20 protein-coding genes and 1 tRNA gene are annotated in these 17331 nt (G+C 59.1%); 13 read left to right on the top strand and 8 right to left on the bottom strand.

Annotation, left to right across the window (positions count from 1 at the left end; all coding sequences use genetic code 11):
• The first annotated feature begins 136 nt into the window (after nucleotides 1-136).
• The 3 genes from HFO71_RS23865 to HFO71_RS23855 all read left to right on the top strand — a co-directional run bounded on the left by HFO71_RS23865 (nucleotide 137) and on the right by HFO71_RS23855 (nucleotide 3051).
• Nucleotides 137-1516 (top strand): glycoside hydrolase family 73 protein, encoded by a 1380-nt coding sequence (locus HFO71_RS23865; RefSeq protein WP_221988457.1) that lies wholly within the window; start codon nucleotides 137-139, stop codon nucleotides 1514-1516.
• Nucleotides 1517-1525: 9 nt separating this feature from the next.
• Entirely contained in the window at nucleotides 1526-2254 is a 729-nt protein-coding gene (locus HFO71_RS23860) for a hypothetical protein (protein ID WP_221988456.1), read from the top strand.
• Between the two features lie 164 nt (nucleotides 2255-2418).
• On the top strand, nucleotides 2419-3051 hold the full coding sequence (locus HFO71_RS23855) for a hypothetical protein (RefSeq protein WP_221988455.1): 633 nt from the start codon (nucleotides 2419-2421) through the stop codon (nucleotides 3049-3051).
• Between the two features lie 3 nt (nucleotides 3052-3054).
• Here the strand turns inward: HFO71_RS23855 and HFO71_RS23850 are convergent, their stop codons facing one another.
• Nucleotides 3055-3570, bottom strand: a complete 516-nt coding sequence (locus HFO71_RS23850) for a hypothetical protein (protein WP_221988454.1) — start codon at nucleotides 3568-3570, stop codon at nucleotides 3055-3057.
• A gap of 198 nt (nucleotides 3571-3768) precedes the next feature.
• Here HFO71_RS23850 and HFO71_RS23845 point away from each other — a divergent pair, with 198 nt between their 5' ends.
• The 6 genes from HFO71_RS23845 to HFO71_RS23825 all read left to right on the top strand — a co-directional run bounded on the left by HFO71_RS23845 (nucleotide 3769) and on the right by HFO71_RS23825 (nucleotide 8158).
• A complete protein-coding gene (locus tag HFO71_RS23845; RefSeq protein ID WP_221988453.1) occupies nucleotides 3769-4023 on the top strand; it encodes a DUF7940 domain-containing protein in 255 nt (84 codons plus the stop codon).
• Nucleotides 3998-4465 (top strand): lysozyme, encoded by a 468-nt coding sequence (locus HFO71_RS23840; protein ID WP_221988452.1) that lies wholly within the window; start codon nucleotides 3998-4000, stop codon nucleotides 4463-4465. The genes HFO71_RS23845 and HFO71_RS23840 overlap by 26 nt, the downstream gene beginning before the upstream one ends.
• Nucleotides 4465-4827 carry a hypothetical protein gene (locus tag HFO71_RS23835; protein WP_221988450.1) on the top strand — a complete coding sequence of 121 codons (363 nt, stop codon included), beginning with the start codon at nucleotides 4465-4467 and terminating at the stop codon, nucleotides 4825-4827. The genes HFO71_RS23840 and HFO71_RS23835 overlap by 1 nt, the downstream gene beginning before the upstream one ends.
• A gap of 4 nt (nucleotides 4828-4831) precedes the next feature.
• On the top strand, nucleotides 4832-5056 hold the full coding sequence (locus HFO71_RS35905) for a hypothetical protein (RefSeq protein WP_245006968.1): 225 nt from the start codon (nucleotides 4832-4834) through the stop codon (nucleotides 5054-5056).
• Nucleotides 5056-7587 carry an FAD-dependent oxidoreductase gene (locus HFO71_RS23830; RefSeq protein WP_221988447.1) on the top strand — a complete coding sequence of 844 codons (2532 nt, stop codon included), beginning with the start codon at nucleotides 5056-5058 and terminating at the stop codon, nucleotides 7585-7587. The genes HFO71_RS35905 and HFO71_RS23830 overlap by 1 nt, the downstream gene beginning before the upstream one ends.
• Nucleotides 7588-7726: 139 nt before the next feature.
• Entirely contained in the window at nucleotides 7727-8158 is a 432-nt protein-coding gene (locus HFO71_RS23825) for a DUF1515 domain-containing protein (RefSeq protein ID WP_221988445.1), read from the top strand.
• 10 nt (nucleotides 8159-8168) lie between these two features.
• Here HFO71_RS23825 and HFO71_RS23820 read toward each other — a convergent pair whose 3' ends face one another.
• From HFO71_RS23820 to cpdR1, 4 genes are all read right to left on the bottom strand, one after another.
• Complete coding sequence (locus tag HFO71_RS23820; RefSeq protein ID WP_221988443.1) at nucleotides 8169-8378, bottom strand: hypothetical protein; 210 nt, start codon at nucleotides 8376-8378, stop codon at nucleotides 8169-8171.
• A 24-nt stretch (nucleotides 8379-8402) separates the two neighbouring features.
• Entirely contained in the window at nucleotides 8403-8603 is a 201-nt protein-coding gene (locus tag HFO71_RS23815; RefSeq protein WP_221988442.1) for a hypothetical protein, read from the bottom strand.
• 558 nt (nucleotides 8604-9161) lie between these two features.
• A tRNA-Val gene (locus tag HFO71_RS23810) sits at nucleotides 9162-9236 on the bottom strand.
• 83 nt (nucleotides 9237-9319) lie between these two features.
• Complete coding sequence (cpdR1, locus tag HFO71_RS23805) at nucleotides 9320-9682, bottom strand: response regulator CpdR1 (RefSeq protein WP_003542883.1); 363 nt, start codon at nucleotides 9680-9682, stop codon at nucleotides 9320-9322.
• 187 nt (nucleotides 9683-9869) lie between these two features.
• Here cpdR1 and HFO71_RS23800 point away from each other — a divergent pair, with 187 nt between their 5' ends.
• Together HFO71_RS23800 and hisN are read left to right on the top strand one after the other, a co-directional pair.
• Nucleotides 9870-10751: an N-formylglutamate amidohydrolase gene (locus tag HFO71_RS23800; RefSeq protein ID WP_017962087.1), complete on the top strand. Its 882-nt coding sequence runs from the start codon at nucleotides 9870-9872 to the stop codon at nucleotides 10749-10751.
• Nucleotides 10752-11022: 271 nt separating this feature from the next.
• A complete protein-coding gene (gene hisN / locus HFO71_RS23795; RefSeq protein WP_221946881.1) occupies nucleotides 11023-11796 on the top strand; it encodes a histidinol-phosphatase in 774 nt (257 codons plus the stop codon).
• Nucleotides 11797-11844: 48 nt separating this feature from the next.
• Here hisN and HFO71_RS23790 read toward each other — a convergent pair whose 3' ends face one another.
• Complete coding sequence (locus HFO71_RS23790) at nucleotides 11845-12819, bottom strand: alpha/beta fold hydrolase (protein WP_132612316.1); 975 nt, start codon at nucleotides 12817-12819, stop codon at nucleotides 11845-11847.
• A gap of 402 nt (nucleotides 12820-13221) precedes the next feature.
• On the opposite strand from HFO71_RS23790, the gene HFO71_RS23785 reads away from it, so the two are divergent.
• On the top strand, nucleotides 13222-13692 hold the full coding sequence (locus HFO71_RS23785) for an Hsp20 family protein (protein WP_221968345.1): 471 nt from the start codon (nucleotides 13222-13224) through the stop codon (nucleotides 13690-13692).
• 61 nt (nucleotides 13693-13753) lie between these two features.
• On the opposite strand, the gene HFO71_RS23780 is transcribed toward HFO71_RS23785, so the two are convergent.
• Complete coding sequence (locus HFO71_RS23780) at nucleotides 13754-14803, bottom strand: bile acid:sodium symporter family protein (RefSeq protein WP_221968347.1); 1050 nt, start codon at nucleotides 14801-14803, stop codon at nucleotides 13754-13756.
• Between the two features lie 45 nt (nucleotides 14804-14848).
• Here HFO71_RS23780 and HFO71_RS23775 point away from each other — a divergent pair, with 45 nt between their 5' ends.
• A complete protein-coding gene (locus tag HFO71_RS23775; RefSeq protein ID WP_077979508.1) occupies nucleotides 14849-15703 on the top strand; it encodes a LysR substrate-binding domain-containing protein in 855 nt (284 codons plus the stop codon).
• 50 nt (nucleotides 15704-15753) lie between these two features.
• On the opposite strand, the gene HFO71_RS23770 is transcribed toward HFO71_RS23775, so the two are convergent.
• A complete protein-coding gene (locus HFO71_RS23770; RefSeq protein ID WP_221977692.1) occupies nucleotides 15754-16806 on the bottom strand; it encodes a threonine aldolase family protein in 1053 nt (350 codons plus the stop codon).
• Nucleotides 16807-17331: the final 525 nt, after the last annotated feature.

Here is a 17331-nt window from a genome sequence, read left to right as displayed (position 1 = left end):
TCCAGTTGAGCGGAATGTTGCCAAGGCGGCTCCATCCGATCGCGACCCCCATCCCGATGATCCCGGCACTCCTGACCAATGGGTTATCGGGCTTCTGCTCTTCGTCCAATCCAATATCCTTTGATGTGAGGGCCACATGGCATCTCGGCAGCGTGAATTCTACGGCCAGGTCTACAATGATGCAAGGTCTGCCGGTTTGTCCGATGCACAGGCTCGTCTGGCTGCGTCTCAGGCATCTCTTGAGACAGGATTCGGCCGGTCGGCTGTCGGGAACAACTATTTTGGCGTCAAGGCCGGGAAGTCATGGAACGGCCCGGTAAACAATGCCGGAACATGGGAAAACATCAATGGCCAGAATGTCAATACCAAGGCCAATTTCCGTGCCTACGACAATCCGTTTTCCTCTCTTCTCGACTGGTCATCGACACTCAACAAGAATTTCCCATCGAGCTATATGGCCGATGATTTCGATACCGCCGTTTCCGGTCTGAACGATGGGCGCTATGGCTCCTATGCGACCGATCCGAACTATGGTTCCAAGTTGCGTTCGATCGATCGGCGGCACTATGGACCGGAACTAGGGATCATGTCGGTGATCGACCCGCCTACGCCAAGCCCACGCCCGAGCGAAGACCCTTTCAGCGCGCTCCTGTCGCCAGCCTCCTATCAGGCTCCATCCTTCCCCTCCACACCCGAACCCGTTCAAAGGGAGGCATTGGCCGACGTGACTCCTGCCAGTTTCGACTCCTCCCGCTTTGGAGCGCCCGCGCGCGCGCCGGCCTTCGATCAGTCGCGGTTCGGCAACCCAGCACCCGCGGCGCCCGCATCATCCTATTTCGACTATTCCAGCCTGCTCTCCGAACCGGAGCAGCCCCAACAGCCAAGCGCGTTCGACACGCAACGCCTCGGCCCGACCACTCCCGTTGCGACGACCCCGCAGCAGCTCCAGCGAGGCCTTCTCGATCAGCAGCTTGATGTCGGCGTTCTCCCTGGCCTCATGGCGCCCGCCACGAACTGGCCCGGGCAGGTAGCGCCCGCCGCTGCACCAACGGCTCTGGCCTATACCGATCCGATGATTTCGACCGAGCCTGCCTCGATCAATACGGCCAGCGTTCAGGCACCAGGACCATCCTGGTCCTCTTCCGGCCTCATGTCGCCAGGAGAATTCGCGCAAGTCCAGCAGCAACAGGGCTTGCTCGGCGGCCCGATGGCCCACTCCACCCCGGCTGAGATGCAGGCGATGGCGGCTCAGGCCAGCAAGGGGATGCAGAACCGTTCTCTCGGGGGTGGATTGCTGGGCGGTCTGCTCGGAGGGCTAACGCTCGGCCCGATCGGCGCGATCGCGGGCGGTCTTCTTGGTCGGAACGTGGCAAAAAACTCGTTCTTCCCGGATGCCCCGAAACCATCGGCAAACAGCAAGAACGACAAGAGCCTGAACGATTACGGGCGCAGCGTCTCCAATCAATCCGGCCAGTTCCGAGACGCCATGTCTCGCGGCGGCAAGGGCCTTTACTGAGGATATAAGATGCCAAAGAATTCATTCCTTGAGTGGGATACGAACGCCAACTTGAACACCGACGTCGGAGGCATCAACATCAACGAGGGGTGCCCACCAAGTAACGTGAATAATGCCGAGCGCGAGATCATGGCGCAATTGAAAGCCGGGGTTGATGGGAAGACGATCTACGCCGCGAAATCCTCGGGCTACACCGCCGTCGCAGCCGACAACAACGCTTTCCACCGCTGCACGGCTGCATTGACTGTCGCGCTGACTGCGGCGGCTACGCTCGGGGCTGGCTGGCATCTGCTCATCTTCGCGGATGGTGGAGACGTGACGATCGATCCGAACGCCTCGGAGACCATCAACGGCGCGGCAACCACCGTTGTACCGAACGGTAACATGGCAATCGTCATCTGCGACGGCACGAATTTCTCTGCGGCCGGCATCCCGTCACTGTGGAGCTTGATATCCAACGACGCAGGCGCAGCGATTGGCCCGCTGCTCTCTCTCTTCCGCAACTCCGCATCTCCAGCGGCGGCAGACGTGATCGGCGGCATCAGCTTCGACGGCAGGGACAGCGCCGGTAACAAACAGACATATGGAACGATCGAGGGGAGCATCACGGACCCGACCACCACCAGCGAAGACGGCGCCCTCCTTCTGCGCGCGGTCGTGGCCGGTGCCCTGACGACCATCATCTCCATGAACGGCGCTGCCGTGACGGTCAACGGCACTCTCACGGTTACGGGCTGAACATGACACTTCAAGCTTCGGGCTCTATGACTGGAGCCCAGATCCGCAGCGAGCTTCGCCAGACAGGCGGGAGCCTTGTCTTCCCTAGCTCAACAACACGATATCTGTCGGATCGGCCGTCAGGCTCTATCATCCTCCCTACGCATTTTTACGGCAAGACCGCCGTGAAGCGGACACATCTCGAAGTGGTTAGTAGTGGAGGTACGACTTATACTTTTGGTGTTAATCTTGGGATAGATTTTCCAGGTCGACGTATTGTTATATGTGTTGCCGCAACATCCCCTGATGTGTCTGGAATTCTTAATCGAACGGCTGGGACACTAGCCGGCGCTTCTTTGGGCGTGGGTCCGGGGGGTGCTTGGTTTAACCCCGGAGTAAACGTCAATATGGGTATCTTGATTGATGCTCCGGGAGGGGTCGGCGGCACATCAGCAACATTTAGTATGTCGTATGATCGATCTATTAATCATCTTTCATGTGTAGTTTATTCAGTTGCCAATATCCCTAACTCATTTCACTCAAATTCAAACGGTGGTCAACCTTTAACCTCCACGAGTACTACAATCAATGTGGATACAAATGGTGTAGTTATTGCTCATGCGATAAAGGCCGACTCTACCGATGTTAATTTATCTGGTGTAAACGAAGATATAGACTTCGATCTTGGTTCTAGTGGCGTTCGCGTTGGAGTAGGTTTTCAAAATCGAATGTCTGCTCAAACTGGAAGGTCTATTGGTATGACTGGCTCAGGCGCCTCTAACGCTTGTGAACTTGCTGTTGTGTCGTTTGGGAGCTGACAATCAATCGCAAGTCGGAATGAAATCGGTCGCTTTGACGGAATAGAAGCGAGAGCCGGTGAATTGCCCTTCATAGCCCTGCACCTCCGTCGAAGGGTTCGGTATCACTCCATTTCTGGTAGCTTTGGCGAGGACGGCGTTTAGTTTTGGACTGAAATGTCCGAGCCAGTTTTTTGCCCAAAGCTGCTTACTTTCCTGGATCGTCTGCGGGTTCATTTCCCTTGACCATCTCCTGCCGCCGTCTTGGGAGATCTCGAAATATGGCATGTGGAACTTGAGACGGGTTCCGGCAACCGCGCACACGTCGAGACCGTATTTGGTCATCAGATACATGTTGCAGGCCGAAGCACAGGAGCCGACTAAACGGATCTTGACGCCATCCTTTGCCCACTTGCGAGCCTGTGCATCAAAGTCTTCCCGGATGCCGCCAGGGTTGTTTTTGACGGTGACAGTTTCTGAAGCTTGCGCGTGAGAAGCGAAAACGGCGGCGAGTAGCAAAACAACACCTATGGCTTTCATGGCGAACTGACGACTCCAGTGAGGTTTCAATTCGCAAGTATATGGCGAATATCTACGACACACGCAACAGAATTTGCAACCGCCGTGGAGTCATGTCCTTCACGTTCTATTACATCCTTAACAGCAACCACTCCGGGAATACTGTTTCCCGCCGTAAGTGATTCATTCTGAATCGTTTTCCACAATCTGGAGCCTCCCATGCTCGTCAGCAACTGGCGCGCGGTGGTCAAGCACGCATGGAGCGTCCGCTTCATGGTGCTGGCGCTGCTCTTCATCATCCTTGAGCCGATTTACACCTTCGTAGCCGCCACCTGGGTAGCGAAGAACATCTACATCCAATTGGGCATGTCGATTGTGACCGGCCTTCTCGCCGTCGCTGCGATCATTGCCCGCATCTTCGTTCAACAGAAAGTTTCAGGAGATCTGAATGGCAAGCCGCCTCAAGAAGGGTAGCGCTATTGCTGCCGCTGCAATCGCCTGTGTCAGCACCTTCGAAGGGCTGCGCACTGTCGCCTATCGAGACCCGATCGGGATTCCAACTGTCTGCTTCGGCGAGACGCGCGGCGTCAAGATGGGTGATAGCTACACCGTCGCTCAATGCAAGGACATGCTGGGCGACAGCCTGAAGGAATTCGAGACCGGCATGCGCGCCTGCATGAAGCAGCCGGATCAAGTGCCGGCGGGCGCCTATGTGGCCTCGTTGTCGATAACGTATAACATAGGCATTGGCGCCTTCTGCAAGTCCACTCTCGTCCGTAAGATGAACTCTGGCGATATCGTCGGCGCCTGCAATGAGTTCCCCAAGTGGAATAAAGCGGCCGGTATCCGTCTTCCTGGCCTGACGAAGCGGCGCACTGCAGAACGCGCGCTGTGCCTCAACGGTATCCCGACCTGATGTTCGGTATCATCGACGGCCTCAAGCTCGGCGCCGGCGTGCTTGCCGGCCTTGCGATCTATCACCTCTACGCCCTGTCGATCGGCTACCCCTCCGCAGCCCGCGAAGCCCGCGCCGGCTATGTGCTCGTTGCTGAAAAGACCGCAGCAGAAGCCAAGGCCGCCGAGATGACGCGCCAGCGCAACGCCGCTACCCAGGCGACCGAAGAGCACCGCAAGCGCCTCGAAGCGGCACAGGCCGCAGAGCAGGCCGCCAAAGACACCCTCGAAACCGAGATCCGTGGATATGAACTCATCTTGTCCGAGAAGAACCGCGCTTGCGCTATTACTGCCGCTGATCGTGACTGGCTGCTCCGCCACTGAGCGGCTGAACCGTGCGGCTTCCGCCAAAGGGCAGACGCAAGCCGGTGTTGTGCTTCCGCCGCTTCCCGATGACCTCCGGCGTCAAGAGCCTCACGCGCCGGTCGTGGAAGGCCAGCCAGTGATTTCCATCCTCGCCCGAGAGCGGCAGGCCCTCGACCGTGCCAACGCGCGTCAGGGGCGGACTGTGCAGTTCTACGATGACGTTGCCTCGAAGTATGGAACACGCTGATGATGCTTGGCCTTGGACTCTCGATCACGCAGCCGAGGAGTGGCGGGGGCGGGGGCTCTTCATTCCCGGCGTTTGCTTTCCAGACGGAAACGGACACGCTCGCCGCGGCGTTCTCTGTCGCCCCGACCGCGGCGCGTAAGCGCACCATGGACCGCGCTGTCCGTCGCCTCAAGACTGCGGGCATTTGGACCAAGGCCAGATGGATGCGGTTCCAGGGGGCAAACGCGGACGCATCGCTCACCAACTGGAAGACGCCATCCGAAAAGGCCACTGCGGTCGGCGCCCCCGCGTTTACCGCTGACCAACACTATGCCGGCGCCTCCGGACTGAACTACATCAACATTGGCATGAACGCCAACGTCCTGTCGCAGAACAACCTAGGCATGTTCGTCTGGTATCAGACCGGGCACATGAACCCTACCGCTACACAGGCGGGCTCGACGATGGGCGTCATCAACGCTTCATCTAATGGTTTGTCGCTGGTTCCGAACAACGCCTCTGACATGACCATCCGCTGCGCCGGGGCGAGCTTCACTCCAGGCTTCGTGACATCGAACGGCTTCGGCCTGATCGGTGCAAGCCGCTTCAACTCGACTGAGGTTGAGGCGTATTACAACGGCGTCAAGCGGGCGACGGTCGCCAACACGAGTGCGACTCTGCCGGCGCTGCCGGTATACCTGTGCGGCCTCAACAACAACGGCTCGATCACCAACGGAAACGTCGTCACGCAATCGTTTCTCTATCTGGGAGAAGCGCTTACCGAAACCGAGGTCCGCGATCTCACGGCGATCGTCGGGGAATATCTCGAAACCATCCGCTACGGCGAATATTATTGCGAAGAGCCAGGCATCGGCACGGGAACGATCAGCAAGCAGCTCATCGCCTATGGGCTGACCGGGCAGAGCGTGAACTTCGCCGTCCAGGCCGCGCGCCAGGGCAAAACGGTCGCCATCATCGGCGGGTGGAGGGATCGTTTTTCGTTCGGCATGGCTGGCGGTGGCCTCGGCTACACCGACTATGACGCCTCGGCCGGCCTTGGCGGATTGCCGCGCTGGATGATCACCGACTGCAACGCTCAAGAAGGTACTACCGACGTTGCCAGCGGCACAAACCCGGATGCCTTCAAGTTCAACCCGAAGCGGTTCAACCGCACGTGCAAGGCTCTGCTCGCGCAGTACAATATCCCGGTTTACCTTGCCAACGGTGTAGCTTCGGTGACAAAGACCGGGGCGGCGATCACCAGCATCGTGACGACGGACGGCCGGACTGTCAGCGCAAGCCAATGGCATGACGGCACCTACGAGCAAGACCTTATCAGGCTCACTGCGGGAATCAGCCACTATAAGGGCCGCGAAGCCGCCGGCGCGGGCATCGAGGCCAACAATGGTGTGCGTGCGGTTACAACTGCTGCGGAGCCGTTGGACCATTCTGGTGCAGTGGTTATCGTCGATCCATGGGTTACTCCCGGCGTGCCAGCAAGCGGCCTTCTTCCTGGAATTCAGGCCATCAGTTCGACATTCACCCCCGGCATAGACAATTACCCGACGCCAGGAAGCGCAGACGCGCGCCTGCCAGCCTATAACTTCCGTCTGACATTCACGAATGCAGCCTCTATCCGGGTTCCTCTGCCCAGCACGCCGCCCGCTGGTTTTGATGCCGCGAACTACGAAGTCTATCTGCGCTGGCTTGATGCCTGTGTCGTAGCGGGCAGCCCGGTCACAATGGCCGATATCGTCAAGCTGGACAATCTGCGCAGCACCAGCCGCTATGATCTGAACAAGCAAGGCATTCTCTCCACCAATCTTGTCGGCGTGAACCACGACTACCCGACGATGACCTATGCCGAGCGCGAGGTTTTCTGGAAACTCCAATGGAACCACATCATGGGGCTTTTTTATCTGCTGCAGTACCATGCGGACGCCAGGGTTACCGGCACGCTGCGGACTGAAGCCCTGACCTGGGGCATGTGCTCCGACCACTACTATTCGAACCATGACAATGATCAGCCGTTCTACAATCCGCAAATGTACGTTCGCGAGGCGATCCGGCTCGTCGGTTCCGTGGTGATGACCGGTGGCAACATGGCGCAGTCCGATGGCAACGTGCCCACGTTGGGCGACCATACCGTCAGCGTGGCAAGCTATGCGATGGACAGCCATTCAACGCAGGTCGTGGCCCATGAAAAGACTGCCGGCGTCTGGCAGCTGCGCCACGAGGGCGGGATGTTCGTCGCGGCCGGGGGCGTCAACCTCATGGCTCCTTTGCCGTATGAGATATTCGTTCCGAAGGTGGCAGAGTGCACAAATGTCTCATGCTCGTTCGGCGCCTCTCTGACGCACGTCGGCTACGGTTCAAGTCGCATGGAGTTCACTGCCATGCAGACGGCTCAATCAATGGGCCTGGCTGCGGCTCTCGCTGTTGATGGCGACAACATCATTCAGAACGTCGATTATCCGACTTTGAGGACTGCGCTCTTGGCAAGCCCCGCACTCAGCGGCGAGGTTGCCCCGGTCATACCGCAGACGACGTAAGCATAGCGACCGAGACACCTGCTCGTAACAGGTGCCTCGATCTAACCACTCACGATTCAACGGATCGCGACGGCTGGCAACATAATAGGCAGTCGACCGTTCCAAAGTCTTAACAGGCATGCGGCGGGCATAAGAATTGATGGCGACTAGCAACGATGACATTCTCCGCGCCCTTGGCCGGGTAGAAGGCAGACTTTCCGGAATTGAAGAAAGCGTCTCCCTCTTGCGGGAGGATGTGAGCGATGAAAAGGACAATGCCCACGAAAGCAGATCGGTCATTCATCGGCGCCTAGACGAGCAGATGCGGCAGATCAACCTCCTCGATAAGGTCGTCGAGATCAGCAGCGGCGTCGATGTCACTCTTCGCGAGGAGATCAAGGCCCTGAAAGAGACCGTCATCATCAACCATGCCGCAGTTCAGCCGACGATTGAGGAATGGAAAAAATTAAAAACCCTCGGAAGCGGTATCAGCGGCGCTATCGCCTTATCCGGCCTCACCGTTGGAACCATAATCGCGGTATACGGCAAGGCTGCGTTTATCTCGTTTCTGTCTTGGTTCAAGGTCAATTAGCTGTTGAACATCAGTCCTGTTCCTTGAGGGCAGCATCGATCATCGTCTTATATTTCTCCTCGGCGATCCGCCCAACTCGAATGTGCTTTTCTCCAGCCTCCACCATCGCCTCTGTAGGCTCGCGCATCGCCTCGATCACGGCGCGCGCTGCGTCGACATAATAGCCGTCCTTGGCCAGTTCTTGGCTCAATGCCTTCGCCACGCGCTCGATCATTGTCATTTCTCTCTCCATCCTCAGTGCTCCTTATTCTCGAATGTCGTCATAGCTCTTGACGCGCGGCTCCTGATCGCTCGGGCCGAAGGCGAACACCACAAGATCGCCATCAGCAATTTCACGCTGAGCACGCAGATCCCATCCCCGATGAATGTAATGCGGTGGCCCGAACGTCTTGACGGCGGAGTGATACTCCTCACCGCGAAAGCTCACAAAGTGGACTACCCTCATGACCTTGGCCTTCTATTATTGGCTTGCTCTTTCCTGGTAGCCCACCGGCAATTCCCAGGCTCATACCCTTTATCATTGTCAATACGCTCTATGGTTAAGCCTTCCGCGTAATCAGCGGCCCACGTTTTGAATGTGGAGAAATTATCCCACTCCTTACAGACCGAAATTCCCCTACCACCGTAGGCGGGGTAATTCTTATGGTTGGGATTAGTGCAGCGCTGTCGAATAGCTTTCCAAACACCATGCAGTTTTGTTTTGCAGGAATTGTGAGGATTCTTGTGGTTGGCGGCGGTAACTTCGCGACGAAAGCAGCCGCAAGATTTGGTCGTGCCGTCTCTTAAATCGGGAAGCCTCACGTCTTTGGTGTTTCCGCAAGAGCATTGCGTATGAACCCATCGGGTGGATCTTTTATCCAACCAGGAGGAACCAATGATAGTTAGTCTTCCGTATTGCCCTGCCGGCTCATGAGAATGGACGATCCTCGTCATCTATCCGCCCCCTCCAAGTTCGATGAACCTGAGGGGAAATATGTAAACGCGACGTAAGTACTTGAAAGGATGGTGGGCGTGACAGGGATTGAACCTGTGACCCCTACGATGTCAACGTAGTGCTCTCCCGCTGAGCTACACGCCCATCCGATGGCGGCGCATAGATCACAAAACCTTCGGAGCCGTCAATAGGCTTTTTCAGTTTTGTGACGCGCCGTCCTGCAAGCCTTACGCGGCAAGCATCTTGTTGACCTCGTCGACCAGATCGCGCAGGTGGAAAGGCTTGGAAAGGACCTTCGCATCCTTCGGCGCCTTCGAATCAGGGTTCAGCGCCACGGCGGCAAAACCGGTGATGAACATCACCTTCAGGTCGGGGTCGAGCTCGGTGGCGCGGCGCGCCAGCTCGATGCCGTCCATCTCGGGCATGACGATATCGGTCAGCAGCAGGGAAAACGGCTCCTCGCGCAGCCGGTCATAGGCGCTGGCGCCATTGTCATAAGAAAGGACCTTGTAGCCGGCCTTTTCGAGCGCTTTCACCAGGAAGCGGCGCATGTCATTGTCGTCTTCGGCGAGAAGTATCTTCTGAGTCATCAATCCAGACCGCGATCCATAGGTTTTTGGTGGGCTGCCAGCCGTTTACACTAATCTCGCTCCGGTAAACAACCGGTGAATTGCCTGTGCGTGACCGCCATCCCTTCTACATAGTATGGACTTGCGGCCGGGCAACTGGCAACATACGCGAAGCAGTCAGTTCATGACATGGTAAAGAGGGCCGAAAGTGCCGGAAATACGCGAATACGAGCTTTTTGAGGTCCATGAGCCCGTGTCGCAGACCATTCCCTTCGTCTACAACTCCCCCCATAGCGGCCGTATTTATCCACCGGAATTTATCGCTCAGTCCAGGCTGGAGGGCATCGCCATCCGCCGTTCCGAGGATCACTATGTCGACGAGCTCTTCGGCTCGGCGGTCGCACTCGGTGCGCCGCTTTTGGCGGCCAACTTCCCGCGCGCCTATCTCGACGTCAATCGCGAACCCTACGAACTCGATCCGCGGATGTTCGACGGGTTGCTGCCGCCCTATGCCAACGTCAATTCGCTCAGGGTCGCCGGCGGGCTCGGCACCATTCCGCGCATCGTCGCCGAGAACATGGAGATCTATGCGCGGCGCCTGCCGGTGCAGGAGGGGCTCGACCGGGTTGAAGCGGTCTACAAGCCCTATCATGCGGCGCTCCGCCGGCTGATCGCGCGAACGCATGTGCAGTTCGGCTTCGGCGTGCTGATTGACTGCCACTCGATGCCCGGCAATGTGCGCGTCGCCGGCAGCACTGCGCGGCCCGATTTCATCATCGGCGATCGCTACGGCACCAGCGCTTCGGCCGAACTTTCGCGCGCGGCCATCGCCATCCTCGAGGAGATGGGTTTTGCGGCGATCCGCAACAAGCCCTATGCCGGCGGCTTCATCACCGAACATTATGGCCGGCCCTCGCGCGGCCTGCACGCGCTGCAGATCGAGGTGAACCGGGCGATCTATGTCGATGAGCTGACGCTGGAGAAACGCGACGATTTCGCCGCGGTGGCCGATGCCGTCGCGGACTTCATGCAGCAGATGGCGGACTATGTCGAGAAATTCGCCGGCGACCGGGCGCTGGCCGCCGAATAGATCCGTTTTTCGATTTTGCTGACGTGTGGCCTTCCCCGGCCAAAAAAAACCGCGCTTGTGAGCGCGGCTAAGTCTAGGGAGGAAACACCCAAGGAGGGTATTTACAGTCAGAAGACTGTATGAAGACGCTACTATTGCATTGCACAAATGTCAAGCAATTTATTGCGCTGCGATATCTTTGTGCAACTAAACTCAATTTGCCTGCTGCGTTTGCATTTCCGTTGCTTTTCGCTATGAAAAGCGCCACTCCCGCCAGCCAAACGGATCCAACATGTTTCCTGACCGTTCGTTCTTCAATCGCCTGGCGGAGGCTGCCCGCGCCGAAACGCTGCCGCGTTTCCGCTCCGGCCTCGATGTCACGAACAAGCTTTCTTCCGGTTTCGATCCGGTGACGGAGGGCGACCGGGCGGCCGAACTCGCCATCCGGGCGCTGATCGAAGAGAATTTCCCCGACCACGGCATTCTCGGCGAGGAACATGGCGATATCGGGCTCGACCGCGAATATGTCTGGGTGATTGATCCGATCGACGGCACCCGCGCCTTCATCTCCGGCGTGCCGGTGTGGGGAACGCTGATCGGCCTGCAGAAAGCGGGCCGGGCGATCATGGGCATGATCGAGCAACCCTTTACCGGCGAGCGCTATTTCGCCGACCAGAACGGCTCGATCTATATCGGGCCGGAGGGCGAGCGACGGCTGGCGACGCGCCAGTGCGACACGCTTTCGAATGCTATCCTGTTCACCACCTCGCCGCATCTCTTTGCCGGCGAGGAGATGGAGAAATACCGCGAGATCGAAGGCCAGGTGCGGCTGTTCCGCTATGGCTGCGACTGCTATGCCTATGCGCTGCTTGCCGCCGGCCATATCGATCTGGTCGTCGAAAACAGCCTGAAGCCTTATGACGTCGGCGGCATCATTCCCGTCATCGAGGGGGCGGGCGGCATCATCACCACCTGGGACGGCGGACGGCCGGAAAACGGCGGCTCGATCATCGCTGCCGGCAGCCGGGCAGTCTACGAACAGGCAATCGCCATCCTGCAGCGCTGATCCCAGGGTCAGCAGCGCTGATCCCCCGGTCGGCAAAGCCGATCCGTCTCACGTACCGAGGGCGGCGACGTCCTGGTTTTCTTCGGCATCGCTGCCGGGAATAAAGGCGTGGAAGGCGGCAAGGGCGGCAGCGCGATAGATATCGCGCTCCTGGAAGATCTCGTGACGAGCACCGTTGATCGGCACCAGCTGGCCGGCGCGGAAGTAACGCGAGAGCCGCTCCTGCGCCGTGTAGGGCACGACACCGTCACGCGTCGGGGCGATGACGATGGTCGGGATGGTGATCGAGAAGAGATGGTAGGGTGAGGTGACCCGGTCCATCGTGCGGAAAGCCTCGATCAGCCAGCGGGCCGTCGGCGGCCCGAGCGTCAATTCCGGATAGGCCTTCATCATTGCAACATTGCGCTCGAAGCGGTGTTCGTCCGAGGTTAGCGGATTGTCGCTGAAGTTCGGCTCCTTCAGTTTCGAGGTGAGCGGCAGGAAGCCGAGGCCGACGGCGGTCAGCGTGCCGGCGAGAGCGCGGATGACGCGGGGCGACGCCGACTGGCCGGTCAGGCCGATGAAGGGCGCCGACAGCACCATACGATCGATACGGGTGGTGAGATAGGGCGCGGCCGAGAGTGCGATCAGGCCGCCTGTGGAATGGGCGAGCAGATAGAAGGGCAGACGGGTATCCGGCAGCACCACCTTTTCCAGGAAGGTATCGAGATCACGCTCGTAATCGGCAAAGCGGCGGATGTGGCCGTGGTTGCGGCGCTTCATGAGCCTTGATGAACCGCCCTGGCCGCGCAGGTCGAAGGTCGCGACCCAGAGACCCTTGGCCGTCAGGTCGCGGATCGTTTCGAAATATTTCTCGATATATTCGTTGCGGCCGTGCAGGATGACGACGGTGCCCTTGGCAATCTGGCCGCTCGAGCGGAAGACGGCGTAACGCAGCTGCTGGCCGTCATGGGTTTCGAAGAACCCCTCCGTGCGGTTTTCCGGGGCGGGATTATCGGGCGTCGAATAGAGAACCTGATCCATGACTTTGCCAATGCGCCGCTGCTGACTGCTTCGCATCAGGGATAGCGCATGGCATCCGGCTTGGAAAGCGGTGGGGAAAAGGGCCGGCAGGAGCATGAGGGTGCTCGCGGCCGGCCGAAGTTGAGACTGAAGAAGAAGGGACGATGCACTTCAGCCATCGGGACCAGATTCACCCGACGCCTAAGTCCTAGGCGAATGCGCCTGAACGTGCTCCGAACCGGTCGTTCATGCGGGGTTCACGGGCCGATCAAGGCGATTGCAAAAGGTCTTGAACTCCTCGAATCCCATCACCATTTCCTTTCTGCGGGTGCCGAACAGGGCCTGCGCAACCGTCCCAAGGCCGCCAATGATGGGGTCTCAGGGGCATTTCATCGCAACACGTCGCTTCCACAGGAGGACATCATGCGTCACGTAGACTTCTCTCCCCTTTATCGTTCGACCGTCGGTTTCGACCGGCTTTTCACCATGCTCGACAGCCTTGCCCAGCCGGAGCAGGCGCAAACCTATCCGCCCTATAATATCGAGCGCACCGGTGATAACACCTATCGCATCACCATGGCCGTTGCCGGTTTCGACGAGACCGAACTTTCGATCGAAGCCCATGCCCATGTGCTGTCCGTGAAGGGTGAAAAGAACGAGGAACCTGCCGAAAGCGGCGAATTCCTCTACCGAGGCATTGCCAAGCGCGCCTTCGAGCGCCGCTTCCAACTTGCCGATCATGTCGAGGTGACCGCCGCTTCGCTGAAGAACGGCCTGCTGCACATCGATCTTCTGCGCAATATTCCCGAGGCCATGAAGCCCCGCAAGATCGCGATTGCCGCAGAACCGGTCGAGGCTCCGAAGGCCATCGAAGCGCAGATCATCAACGGCTGATTGATCCCCCTTACGGGTAAAACGGACGGCGCTCCTATGGGGCGCCGTTTTTTATTTGGGCTCAGGCCGGGCTGGTTGCCTCGTCGATTTCCTTGTCCGTTGCGCGGCGGGCCGCGGCGGCGGCGTATTTCTGTGCGATGACGGCGCAGACCATCAGCTGGATCTGATGGAACAGCATCAGCGGCAGCACGATCGCGCCGATCGACTGGCCGGCGAAGATGACGTTCGCCATCGGCACGCCGCTTGCGAGGCTCTTCTTCGAGCCGCAGAAGGTGATGGTGATCTGATCGGCCTTGTTGAAGCCCAGCCACCGGCTGCCGAACATCGTCAGCACCAGAACAATTGCCAGCAGAACCATGTCGGCGACGATGACGACGGCGATATCGGCGATCGAGAAGGTGTGCCATAGGCCCTCGACGACAGCCGTGCTGAAGGCGAGATAGACGACCATCAGGATCGAGCCGCGGTCGACAGGCATCAGGATCTTCTTCTTGGCGCGAATCCAGTCGCCGATCCAGGGCTGCAGGATCTGGCCGATGATGAAGGGGGCAAGCAGCTGCAGCAGGATCTGCTCTAATGCGTCGAAGGAGAAGCCGCCATGGCCGCCGACGGAAAACAGCAGGCCGACGAGCAGCGGCGTCAGGAACATGCCGAAGATGTTGGATGCCGAGGCCGAGCAGATAGCGGCGGGCACGTTGCCGCCCGCCATCGAGGTAAAGGCGATCGACGACTGCACCGTCGACGGCAGCACGCAGAGGAAGAGGATGCCGAGATAAAGCGGCTGCGGCAGGATCGTGTCGGGGATCAGCCCGAGCGTCATGCCGAGCAGCGGGAAGATGCCGAAGGTCGTCAGCAGGATGACGATATGCAGGCGCCAATGCAGCAGGCCTGATAAGACCACGTCGCGCGACAGGCGGGCGCCATGCAGGAAAAACAGCAGAGCGATGGCAAGGTCGGTGGCGATGCCGAAATAATCCGCGAAGGTACCGCTTGCCGGCAGCAACGAGGCGAGGATGACGGTGCAGACGAGCAGGATGGTGAATGTATCGGGCAGAAAGCGGCGCATGGCGGTCTCGCGGCTTGATAAAACATTCATTGTTCTGTCGTCCATTATGATCCAGGATGCAAGGAATAACAGTTATCGAGAAGCTGGATCATGTTGGACCTTTCGCAATTGCGCAGTTTCGTCGCCGTCGAACAGATGGGCAGTTTCACGCTCGCCGCAGAAAGGCTGGGCCTCGGGCAGTCGACAGTCAGCCAGCACATTCAGCGACTGGAGGCAGCACTCGGGCGCAGGCTGCTGGCACGCGACACGCATAAGGTGATGCTGACCGGCGATGGCGAGGCGCTGCTGTCGCATGCGCGCGCCATGCTTTCGATCGAGGGGCAGGTACAGTCGCTGTTTAAGAACAACAGCCTGCGCGGCAGTCTGCGGCTCGGCGTGTCGGAGGATTTCGTCACCAGCCAGCTGCCGGCGGTGCTCGAGGATTTCGTTCGTTCGCACCCTTCGGTAGACCTCGAACTGACAGTGGCGCTGTCCGGCGTTCTTTACGAGATGCAGGACAATGGTGAGATCGATCTGGTGCTCGCCAAGCGCCGGCTAGGAGATGCGCGCGGAAAACTCGTCTATCGCGAGCCGCTCGTCTGGCTGGCGCGCGATCCTGAGCGTGTGCTTGCCTCCGGCCCTTTGCCGCTGATCGCCTTTCCGCCGCCGAGCGTCACACGGGTGATCGCGCTGGAAGCACTCGGGCGAAACGGCGTACCCTGGCGGATCGTCTGCACCTGCGGCAGCCTGAGCGGTCTGACGGCGGCGGCGCGGGCCGGGATGGGCGTGCTGGTGCAGCCGCGCAGCATGGCGCCCTCAGGTCTGAAGGAAATCGCTGCGGGAAGACTTCCGGTGCTGGAGGATGTGGAATTCGTGCTGGTGCCGCGTAAGGGTGCGGACCAGACACTGGTTTCAGCACTGTCGGAGGATATTCTGCAAAAGGTGAGGGGACTGAGGTCGGCGTGAGGCTTTGCCATCACCGAAAGGCCGCCGGAGAGGCAGGCCTTTCGGGAGGGTCAGGCCGCCAAGCACTTCAGGAAACCATCGACATCCGCTTCCGTGGTCGCGAAGCTGGTGACGAGGCGGATCAGGGTTTCGCTTTCGGAAACGAGTTCGGGCATTGCCGCCGGGATCGGCCATGCGTAAAATTTCGCGCCCTTTTCCTCCGCGATTTTTGCGGCACTTTTGCTGACGACGGCAAAGACTTCGTTGGACGCGGTCGGCCAGGCGAGGCGGGCGGAGTTGCTGGTGGCGATGCCGGCGCGCAGCCTGTCGGCCATGCCGTTCGAATGGCGGGCAAGATCGAGCCAGAGACCGTTTTCGAAATAGGCATCGAACTGGGCGGCGATGAAACGCGACTTGGAGAATAGCTGGGCGGCGCGCTTGCGGATGAACGGCATTTCCCGGGCCTGATCCGGATTGAAGAAGATCATCGCTTCGGCACACCAGCAGCCGTTCTTGGTGCCGCCGAAGGACAGCATGTCGACGCCGCGCTTCCAGGTCATTTCGGCCGGGGTGGCGCCGAGTGCGACCAAGGCGTTGGCGAAGCGGGCGCCGTCCATGTGGAGCGGCAGATTGCGCCTCCTTGATATGGCGGCGATCTCGCCGATCTCCGGCAGGGAATAGACGGTGCCGATCTCGGTCGCCTGGGTGATGGTCACCGCGCTGGCGCGGCCATGATGGACGGCGTCCTCGGGAAAGCTTGCGATTTTCGCCGAAAGCTTTGCCGGATCGATCTTGCCGGCTTCGCCGTCAACGGCAACGAGGCGGGCCGAGCCGGAGAAAAATTCCGGCGCGCCGCATTCGTCCTCGATCACATGGGCCTCCGAGTGGCAGAAGGTGATGCCGCCGGGACGCTGGACGCTCGCCAGCGACAACGAGTTGGCGGCCGTGCCGGTGGCAACGAAGAAGATCGAAACCTCACGCTCGAAGATCTCGGAAAAACGCGCCTCGACCTTCCTGTCGAGATCGCCGGCGCCATAGGCCGCGGCAAAACCGGTCGATTCCGTCAGCAGACGTTCGGCAATGGATTTGTGGGCACCGGCCCAGTTATCGGAAGCAAAGAACATGGGGAAACCGTGGGAAAGTAAGGGGTTGGCAAAGTCCGCAGCGGACATTACGCCAAAGCTTCACAGGATCAAGGTTGTCGCCCGCGACACATCACAGAAATTGAACTACGCAATCAATAAACAAAATAGTACTGCTTGACGTAATTTTATTTCGTCATCACCGCTACGCAGGCAATCTTCCGTCACAAATTGACGTTTTTTGCCGGGCCGCTCTTGCAGAGCCGAATGCTTTCTGGCATAGAACTGATGAATTAGGACAGTGTTACTGTCCTATTTTGGCCTTTATGACCGAAGAGGCGCCGAAAGCCCTGGAACAGACCGGCTTTCACGCTATAGTTCTTTCGAGCGTCAAGCCTCAAGGGGCGGCGCGCGGAGGCGAATGGCAGGCGCGGAACGCGACGGTTTGCTTTCCTTTAAAGCAGGTGTCTGCGGCCGATCTTCACAATGCAACAGCGCTGTCATGCGCCGAACCTATCTTCGGGTTGCGGCGCGGGACGAAAAGCCGCCCGCGGCCCCGCGGGCTTC

It is taken from the genome of Rhizobium laguerreae (genome assembly GCF_019778565.1).
Lineage (GTDB): Bacteria > Pseudomonadota > Alphaproteobacteria > Rhizobiales > Rhizobiaceae > Rhizobium > Rhizobium laguerreae.
The sequence above is the reverse complement of the archived record's forward strand: the minus strand, read 5'-3'. Positions and strand labels throughout refer to the sequence as shown.

Excerpts from the sequence above, each read along its gene's own strand:
- HFO71_RS23840 (WP_221988452.1), top strand. The coding sequence starts at position 3,998 with ATGGCAAGCCGCCTCAAGAAGGGTAGCGCTATTGCTGCCGCTGCAATC.
- HFO71_RS23775 (WP_077979508.1), top strand. The coding sequence starts at position 14,849 with ATGTTGGACCTTTCGCAATTGCGCAGTTTCGTCGCCGTCGAACAGATG.
- HFO71_RS23790 (WP_132612316.1), bottom strand. The coding sequence starts at position 12,819 with ATGGATCAGGTTCTCTATTCGACGCCCGATAATCCCGCCCCGGAAAAC.
- HFO71_RS23820 (WP_221988443.1), bottom strand. The coding sequence starts at position 8,378 with ATGACAATGATCGAGCGCGTGGCGAAGGCATTGAGCCAAGAACTGGCC.
- HFO71_RS23830 (WP_221988447.1), top strand. The coding sequence starts at position 5,056 with ATGATGCTTGGCCTTGGACTCTCGATCACGCAGCCGAGGAGTGGCGGG.
- hisN (WP_221946881.1), top strand. The coding sequence starts at position 11,023 with ATGTTTCCTGACCGTTCGTTCTTCAATCGCCTGGCGGAGGCTGCCCGC.
- HFO71_RS23835 (WP_221988450.1), top strand. The coding sequence starts at position 4,465 with ATGTTCGGTATCATCGACGGCCTCAAGCTCGGCGCCGGCGTGCTTGCC.
- HFO71_RS23865 (WP_221988457.1), top strand. The coding sequence starts at position 137 with ATGGCATCTCGGCAGCGTGAATTCTACGGCCAGGTCTACAATGATGCA.
- HFO71_RS23860 (WP_221988456.1), top strand. The coding sequence starts at position 1,526 with ATGCCAAAGAATTCATTCCTTGAGTGGGATACGAACGCCAACTTGAAC.
- HFO71_RS23815 (WP_221988442.1), bottom strand. The coding sequence starts at position 8,603 with ATGAGGGTAGTCCACTTTGTGAGCTTTCGCGGTGAGGAGTATCACTCC.
- HFO71_RS23845 (WP_221988453.1), top strand. The coding sequence starts at position 3,769 with ATGCTCGTCAGCAACTGGCGCGCGGTGGTCAAGCACGCATGGAGCGTC.
- HFO71_RS23770 (WP_221977692.1), bottom strand. The coding sequence starts at position 16,806 with ATGTTCTTTGCTTCCGATAACTGGGCCGGTGCCCACAAATCCATTGCC.
- HFO71_RS23780 (WP_221968347.1), bottom strand. The coding sequence starts at position 14,803 with ATGGACGACAGAACAATGAATGTTTTATCAAGCCGCGAGACCGCCATG.
- HFO71_RS23850 (WP_221988454.1), bottom strand. The coding sequence starts at position 3,570 with ATGAAAGCCATAGGTGTTGTTTTGCTACTCGCCGCCGTTTTCGCTTCT.
- HFO71_RS23785 (WP_221968345.1), top strand. The coding sequence starts at position 13,222 with ATGCGTCACGTAGACTTCTCTCCCCTTTATCGTTCGACCGTCGGTTTC.
- cpdR1 (WP_003542883.1), bottom strand. The coding sequence starts at position 9,682 with ATGACTCAGAAGATACTTCTCGCCGAAGACGACAATGACATGCGCCGC.
- HFO71_RS23825 (WP_221988445.1), top strand. The coding sequence starts at position 7,727 with ATGGCGACTAGCAACGATGACATTCTCCGCGCCCTTGGCCGGGTAGAA.